The sequence below is a fragment of the Negativicutes bacterium genome, from assembly GCA_021372785.1.
GTDB lineage: Bacteria > Bacillota > JAAYKD01 > JAAYKD01 > JAAYKD01 > JAJFTT01.
The window spans coordinates 1-7,025 of sequence record JAJFTT010000059.1; the positions used below are offsets into that span (position 1 = coordinate 1).

General features: G+C 48.7%; 7 protein-coding genes, 2 tRNA genes and 1 pseudogene. 1 reads left to right on the forward strand and 9 read right to left on the reverse strand.

The window, feature by feature from the left end; all coding sequences use genetic code 11:
- Positions 1-105 precede the first annotated feature (105 nt).
- The 9 genes and pseudogenes from LLG09_07575 to LLG09_07615 all read right to left on the reverse strand — a co-directional run bounded on the left by LLG09_07575 (position 106) and on the right by LLG09_07615 (position 5,595).
- A tRNA-Gly gene (locus LLG09_07575) sits at positions 106-180 on the reverse strand.
- An 11-nt stretch (positions 181-191) separates the two neighbouring features.
- A tRNA-Thr gene (locus LLG09_07580) sits at positions 192-266 on the reverse strand.
- Between the two features lie 172 nt (positions 267-438).
- On the reverse strand, positions 439-1,290 hold the full coding sequence (locus LLG09_07585) for a GNAT family N-acetyltransferase (protein ID MCE5196971.1): 852 nt from the start codon (positions 1,288-1,290) through the stop codon (positions 439-441).
- Between the two features lie 301 nt (positions 1,291-1,591).
- Positions 1,592-1,699 (reverse strand): annotated as a pseudogene (locus tag LLG09_07590) (MBL fold metallo-hydrolase).
- Positions 1,696-2,211 carry a GNAT family N-acetyltransferase gene (locus LLG09_07595; protein MCE5196972.1) on the reverse strand — a complete coding sequence of 172 codons (516 nt, stop codon included), beginning with the start codon at positions 2,209-2,211 and terminating at the stop codon, positions 1,696-1,698. Before LLG09_07595 ends, LLG09_07590 begins: the two are co-directional and overlap by 4 nt.
- Positions 2,212-2,226: 15 nt before the next feature.
- Positions 2,227-3,210, reverse strand: coding sequence for a D-alanine--D-alanine ligase (locus tag LLG09_07600; GenBank protein MCE5196973.1), 984 nt, complete (start codon positions 3,208-3,210; stop codon positions 2,227-2,229).
- Positions 3,207-3,596: an SET domain-containing protein gene (locus LLG09_07605; protein ID MCE5196974.1), complete on the reverse strand. Its 390-nt coding sequence runs from the start codon at positions 3,594-3,596 to the stop codon at positions 3,207-3,209. Before LLG09_07605 ends, LLG09_07600 begins: the two co-directional genes overlap by 4 nt.
- Before the next feature lie 14 nt (positions 3,597-3,610).
- Positions 3,611-4,609, reverse strand: a complete 999-nt coding sequence (locus LLG09_07610) for a hypothetical protein (GenBank protein ID MCE5196975.1) — start codon at positions 4,607-4,609, stop codon at positions 3,611-3,613.
- A complete protein-coding gene (locus LLG09_07615) occupies positions 4,606-5,595 on the reverse strand; it encodes a D-alanine--D-alanine ligase (protein ID MCE5196976.1) in 990 nt (329 codons plus the stop codon). The genes LLG09_07610 and LLG09_07615 overlap by 4 nt, the downstream gene beginning before the upstream one ends.
- A gap of 369 nt (positions 5,596-5,964) precedes the next feature.
- Here LLG09_07615 and LLG09_07620 point away from each other — a divergent pair, with 369 nt between their 5' ends.
- Positions 5,965-6,885, forward strand: a complete 921-nt coding sequence (locus LLG09_07620) for a phosphotransferase (protein ID MCE5196977.1) — start codon at positions 5,965-5,967, stop codon at positions 6,883-6,885.
- Positions 6,886-7,025 lie beyond the last annotated feature (140 nt).

Below are 7,025 nucleotides of genomic sequence, written 5' to 3' on the forward strand. Positions count from 1 at the left end.
TCCCTACCGCATCTGGGTTTCCTTCAATTCATTAAATAATCTCGACCGCAAAAACACGAAAAGGCATGACGCTTGCTGCAGCATCATGCCTAAAACCCAACAACTTGGAGCGGAAGACGGGATTCGAACCCGCAACATTCAGCTTGGGAAGCTGACGCTCTACCGTTGAACTACTTCCGCTGGTCAAAAGATGGAGCCAGTGATAGGATTCGAACCTACAACCTACTGATTACAAATCAGTTGCGCTGCCGTTGCGCCACACTGGCTTTTCTAAGTAACATGCTATAATATAGCGAAAAAGAAACGTTCTGTCAAGCTTGTTTTCGCGATACTTCAGAAAAAGAAACTCTGTGACTCAGATGACGAAAAGAAGTGGCAGCCGGTTGGCATGGTTGTTTCTTCTCGTTTGGAGCGGCAGACGCACAGGACCGTCTTTTCTCAGAGGATATCAAATGGAAAGAGATAAGCAGGACATTTTCGATAGAGTTCAAATCCGCATTTTTCCGCAATCCGCTGCGAAGCTACATTGTAGCTGGTAGTATTCCAAACCGGCGACAAATGTATCTTGATGCAGTGTTCGAGATAGGCTCTGGCTGCCAGGGTGGCCAGTCCTTCGTTGCGGTCGCTGTCATTATATGTGCGTAAAACACAGTCATGGTAAACACCGCTGACATAGCCGCTGAAACAGACGGAAAGCACATGATGTCCTGAGGTGACGCAATAGCCAAAGCCCTTAGCCAAGAAGGCTTCCTCCGACAGCCAATAATCACCCAGGATATCCTCCCTTAAAATCTGACTCGTGTCATTCTGCAGCACAGAAGCATCGATTTTTTTCATTTCGTAATTGTCCGGCAGCATCCGCTGCGTTTTCGCTGTTTGCAGATAGTTCTGCCGGTTAAAAATATAGGAGAGCGTTTCAATATTTTGGAATTCACTGTCCTCTCTGACCTTGCCCAAGATTTGATCAAAGATATCCTGCCAGCTCTCTTCATCAAAAGGGAGGCAGAAGTGAGTACCGCCGGAAAGGGAAAGCGAGGCGGGTCCCAATTGGTTTTTCAGGAAATCATACAGATACGAATTGAATTCGGGGTTATTGCTTTCGCCTAAAACGGCAAAAGAGCTGCCGATTGCCCAAAGCAATGCCGTCCTGGGCTGCTCAATATCATCCACATAAATTCTGCCCGGATTGGTTCCGTCCACTACCGCGAGCAGGCGAACATTCCCCTCCGGTCTGCCTTTCATCAGCGGTATGATGTTACGGTAGTGCTGCCGGGACAATTCCCTAATCATCTGATCCCCCCCCGTAGAATATGATTTGCAGGACGTCATAGGAGTTCCTGCAAGGTCTCCGTAAGCCAATCAGCCTGGGGTGATACTCATGATCTAATTGATATATGGTCAATCAGGTGAAAGCTCTTTTCCCCCATGTTGAGCCGTAAGGTTGCTTCAGAAAAAGTCTGTTCCCCTGAACCGGAAGTTAACTTCAAACCGCCGGCTTGTTGAGAAATCCCTCTGATTCATTATAACATGCCGACAAATAGTTACAATATGAATGTACTTGAATTTTCGCTTGCCACAGCGAGTTTACGCTGATTCCTTTTGGACCAAAGACCCGCAATGGTTCCTCCCTGGCCAAAACCCAGGGAGTTAAAATCAGATCACTGCGACCTGCAGCCTGATCAGAGTGCAGATGGGTCAGATTAAATCCCGGCAATAAGTCACTTTGGCGTCACCGTCTTCGTAAAAATCCGGGAACCTGCCGATTTCCAGATAGCCGCAGCGCTCATAAAACCGCCTTGTGGCAAGATATGCCTCCTGCGAGGAAGTCTCAACGTAGAGTTTGCGGCCGCCGCGGGCTTCGATTGCTTCTTCTGTACGGCGCAGCAGTTCCCGACCCAAACCTTTGCCCTGAAAGTCTTTCTTCACCACTATCCAGTAAAGGTCATAGCGTCCGCGCGTGCAGGGGATTTCCCCAAAGCAGGTGAACCCGACAATTTCCCCCTGCCGTTCGGCAAGTAAGAAATGATAACCACTGGCCTCCGGCCCTTTACTGAGATTTTCATCCGCCAATTCTCCGGCAATTTCCACCTCATAATCATGAAAAACAGCCACGGAGTCGGTCAGTTCCCGAATGATCCGCGGCTCACCGGCTTGTAAAGAAGTCCGAAAGCGCAGGTCTGCAAACTCCGCAGCAATTGACCGGTTCTTCATATTTTCGCCTCCCCGTTAAACCGCTTCCACAATCGCCCGGACGATTTCCTGAAAATCCAAACCCTTGTGCCTGGCGATATGATAAAATCCATAATAACTGGGATTGCCGTTGATCTCCAAAACCCAGGGTTTTTGCTGCGCATCAATTCTAAAATCAATTCTGGCGTGTCCCCGCAGTCCAAAAATCCGCCAGCACTGCAAAGCGATTTCCTCGAGCTCCCGCAGCAGATTTTCCTCCCCCGCTAAATCGTAAACGGCTGTTACATGATCATAACCGTAGCTTTGCTCTTCCCATTTGGCAGCATAATCGAAAATCCTCGCCATACCCAGGGCCTCATAGCCTTCAAATTTCCATTCGTACGGCTGCAGTGCGATGGGATGATCCTGATCTCCGTAGAGGCAAACGTTGAATTCCCGGCCATCGATATAGCGCTCTGCAAAAAATAACCGGCCGAACCGTTTCTCCCTTTCACAAATCAGCTGTTCGAGCTGACGCGCATCCCTAGGATTGACCACGGAATCTTCTGTCAGACCAATGGAAGCATCTTCGGAGACCGCCTTGATGATGTATTGCTGTCCCCGGCAAAATCCGGCATAGGATGCATGACTGACCCATTCCGGCGTACTGATGCCGGACTCGCGCAAAATCTCTTTTGTCTTGATTTTGTCCGTCGTGAGATAAAGCGCCTCGCAGGAGCAACCCGTGTAGGGCAATTGCAGGTCATTCAGCAAAGCGGGCAGCCGATAGACCAAATCTGCCTGACCGGGAGTTGCATCCACCATGTTCAGGATGAGCAAAGCTTGTTCGCCTTGGTCAGAGACGGTTTTCTTTAAATCCAGCAATTTTTCGGCCGTAAACTCAGCCGTCGAGACCCGATAATCGGACTGCGCCAAAATCTCTGCAATCCAGAACGCCTGCGTGCGATTGTCCAACACATCCTCCGGGGTATCCGCTTCCACTTGGTTGTATAAGACGACCAGATTCTTTTTTTCACTCATTTTGTATCCTGTTCCAAGACATCAAACCAAAGCGGTTCCATGTCATCCACAATTCCGTTATAATTAATGGTAATTTCCTCGCCGGCTGCTATCTTCTGGACCGTGACAAATTCAATGATTTGTTCCTTTTGTTGGCGAAAAAAACGTGCATTGGGATGGTAAGAGTGGTTGAATAAAGAGCCGACACCCAAGGCCAAAGCACCATCCTCTAAATTTTCTCCCCAAAAATAACAATAGGGGTAAAAAACCGTATCCTCCAGTTGAGTCCAGGTCTCTTTCGCAAACGTGATCACCGGCGAACGTTCAATTATTTCACCTTGCTGGAAATCCCTTGCGGCAAACACCCCGCGCCCCTTGCCCTTGACATTTTGAACTACAACAGACATGCTTAACACCTCTTCTAGATCAACTCAGAAATCAGACTCTGAATTAAATCGGTATAAGAATAACCCATGGTCTGCGCCGAAAGATAAAAGCCTGCGCCATTGTCTGATAAGCAGGGATTGGCATTAATTTCCAGCAGCCAGGGATTCCCTGCCGCATCCACCCGGTAATCATATCTGGTATAACCTTTTCTGACAAAATGATGCCAGCACTGCAGGGAAATCGCTTTGATTTTCTCCATCAGAACGCAATCGCCGCTGTCAAAATGAACGGTTGCCCGTGAATTTTGATATTCAAAACTGCCAGCCTGCCATTTTGAATTGTAGTCAAGAATTTTTTCCTTTTGACAGGCTTCATAACCGAGAAAATGAATTTCGCTGGGCGGCAGAACCACCACATCTCCTCTTTCCGACATCATCGGAAGATTAATTTCCCTGCCTTCAATATAACGTTCCGCAAAATAAGGCATTCCGGTCGATGCTTCCAGCCGCCGTAATTCACCTCTCAATTCTGCGATATTCTCTGCTATGACCAGTGATTTCTGCGTGACCCCCACCGAAGCGTCTTCATAGATCGGCTTCAGAATGTACTTCTGTTTGGCTGTGAAATCGCGCTGTTCGGTTAAGCTGACCCAGGCCGGGGTTGGAATTCCCAGTTTCTCTAAACGCTTTTTGCAAAGAATCTTATTCGTTGTGAGCTGCAGCGTATGCGCAGTGCAGCCTGTATATTTGATCCGCATCTCTTCATACAGATCGGAAGCCAGGTAACTCAGTTTTGCTTCTCCTGCCAGGGCTTCCACTAAATTGAAAATAAACAATGGCAGCAGGGGCTGCAGGTTGTTCAGGATCTGTCGTAAATCTTCCCGATCGCCTTGCACCGGCTGCAACGCAATCGTATAACCAAGTTCGCCGAGTGCCCTGGCAATCAGAGCGACTTGATCCAAAACATCCCGCTCATCCGGCGCAGCAGATTCATTGACCTGATTGTATAAAATCGCGACCAATCCCTTGCTCATAAAGCGACCCCGCTTTCGATTTTTTTCAAAGCGGAATCCACAATCATGCGAATCAATTCCTGATAGCCGATCCCGTTTAATTGGCAGAGAATCGGCAAGTCGGAATAATGCGGATTGAGTCCCGCCAGAGGATTGACCTCCAGAAAACTCGGGATCCCTTCGGCATTCAGCTTCAAGTCAATCCGGCCGCCATCCCGGCAGCCCAAACCGCGCCATACCTGCAGGGCGACGGCGGCGCATTGCTCACGCAGTTCCCCCGTGACAAGACGATATTTTACTTTTTCCAGATAATTGATTTTCGTTTGATAGGAATACCCCTCCGCCCAATCCGCTTCGCTCAGCAAAATTTCCATGACGCCAAGCGCTCTGGCTTCATTGCCGGATCCTGCGATACCCACCGTAAATTCGCGGCCGGGCAAGTATTGTTCCACCAAGACAGGCTGATCGAAGTTTGCCAGCAGCAGCGAGCAGGCCGTCTGCAATTCTTCCTGCGTTTGCACCGCAGAATGCCGTCCGATGCCTTTGCTGGAACCCTCCGCAACCGGTTTCACAAACATCGGAAAGCCAAATTCACAAACTTCAATGACATCTCCCCGTTGAAAGACTTTGAATTGCGGGGTGGAAATCCCCATATCGCGAATGATTCTTTTGGCAGCCGCTTTGTGCAAAGCCAAAGATAAGACCAATGGATCAGAAAAAGTATAGGGAATGGCATAAGCATCCAGCAGCGCCGGCACCTGTGCTTCTCTGCTGAGCCCGTGCAATCCCTCGGCAATATTAAAAACCAAATCCCAGCGCTGTCCCTCGGCCAAACGCCGAACCAAATTTTTAATATTGCCAATCCGGACTGTTTCATAACCGAAAGCATGCAGTGCTTCTTCCAGAGCCTCGATGGTTTCCGGTTCATCAAACTCAGCAGTTTCTTCTTTGGAATATCCCGCATTGAGATATTCGCGGCGAAGATCAAATGTGATGCCTATTCGCATCGACTCTTACCACCCTTCGTGATTTTTCTGATTCATGATATTCTTTTCAATGAATGCCGGTACTTTCAACATAGCACCGCTATTTCCTTTTGAAATTGTCATTTCTGATTTCGAAAACCTGCTCTATCCTAACAAATTTATAACCCGAATACAATAGGAAAAATGAGAAAAAGCGGAGCTTTTTTCAGCTTCGGCGAACCATTTCGGTTTCGATGTCCTCAAAACAAATCCCCCGTAAACCAGCCGTTTCCCTCTCCCCGGCGGCCGGACGGGTTTGGCAGCCGCAGGGCGGGGGGGATAAAGGGAAACGCCAAACTTTGCTCGAATTAAGCAAACAAACCATCAGTTCAGAACAAAGAAGGTGTTTTCATGCCGGACCGGCTTTCCTTGCTTCGGGATATCCCCTGCTTTTCCGAATGGAGTCAAATCACCGAATTACACGGCGGCAACTCCAAGGAGTTCAAGTTTCGACTGCAGGATGCCACCGGGCAGCTCTGCATGCTGCGCGTGACATCCATCGATCGTTTTCAGCTTGAACAACAGGAATATGCCAATCTAACCCGACTGGAACCTTTTGATTTGCCCATGCCGAAGCCCCTGCAATTCGGGCTCTGCAACGGCGGCAATCATATTTATATGCTCTTGAGTTGGATTGAAGGGAAAACCGTCGCCGATTTACTCCCCCTGCTGGCGGAAACGGAACAATATAATCTTGGTTTGAAAGCCGGCGCTCTGCTCGCCCGTCTGCACCGCCTGTCGGTTATCCCCTCGCCGATCGACTGGAAACGGCATTACACGGAAATTGTTGACAAGATCCTCGGCAACTATTGGATCAGCGGCATTGTTTTAGACAATGAAACCAGCGGCCTGGACTACCTGCGCAACCATAAAGATTTATTGGACGGCAGACCCCTGGTGGTCAAGCACGGCGATTATCATGCCGCCAACTTAATTTTAACACCGGAAAACACGATGGCCATGATCGATTTTGACCGCTGCGGCATCGGTGATCCTTACGAAGAATTTGCCATTTTGGTTTGGACGGCAGCCAAACACCCCGCCTTTGCCAGAGGGCAGATCACCGGTTATTTCAACGGTCCGACACCGGCCGACTTCTTCCCCTTATTGGCTTACTATATTACGGTTTATGCCTTTGAACATGTCACCTGGGCGCTGGGTTATGGTAAAAACAGTCCTGCCGTAATCAAAAAAACCGCCGAGGATTTACTCGACCTGTTTGACGGTTATCGGCAGCCTTTGCCGCGCTGGTATCGGGATCGCAAAAACTAAAGGTAACCTCTAAAAACTCAAAAATATCAAGCCAATCATGCATTAATATGGTATCATAGAAGCAACAAGAATTTGGAGGGACAACGCATGAAACAACTTGGATTTTTTGACGAGAGCACCCGAATGGAGAAATTGAGTGG

Coding starts and splice junctions, on each gene's coding strand:
- LLG09_07585 (MCE5196971.1), bottom strand. CDS start 1,290: ATGATTAGGGAATTGTCCCGGCAGCACTACCGTAACATCATACCGCTG.
- LLG09_07595 (MCE5196972.1), bottom strand. CDS start 2,211: ATGAAGAACCGGTCAATTGCTGCGGAGTTTGCAGACCTGCGCTTTCGG.
- LLG09_07600 (MCE5196973.1), bottom strand. CDS start 3,210: ATGAGTGAAAAAAAGAATCTGGTCGTCTTATACAACCAAGTGGAAGCG.
- LLG09_07605 (MCE5196974.1), bottom strand. CDS start 3,596: ATGTCTGTTGTAGTTCAAAATGTCAAGGGCAAGGGGCGCGGGGTGTTT.
- LLG09_07610 (MCE5196975.1), bottom strand. CDS start 4,609: ATGAGCAAGGGATTGGTCGCGATTTTATACAATCAGGTCAATGAATCT.
- LLG09_07615 (MCE5196976.1), bottom strand. CDS start 5,595: ATGCGAATAGGCATCACATTTGATCTTCGCCGCGAATATCTCAATGCG.
- LLG09_07620 (MCE5196977.1), top strand. CDS start 5,965: ATGCCGGACCGGCTTTCCTTGCTTCGGGATATCCCCTGCTTTTCCGAA.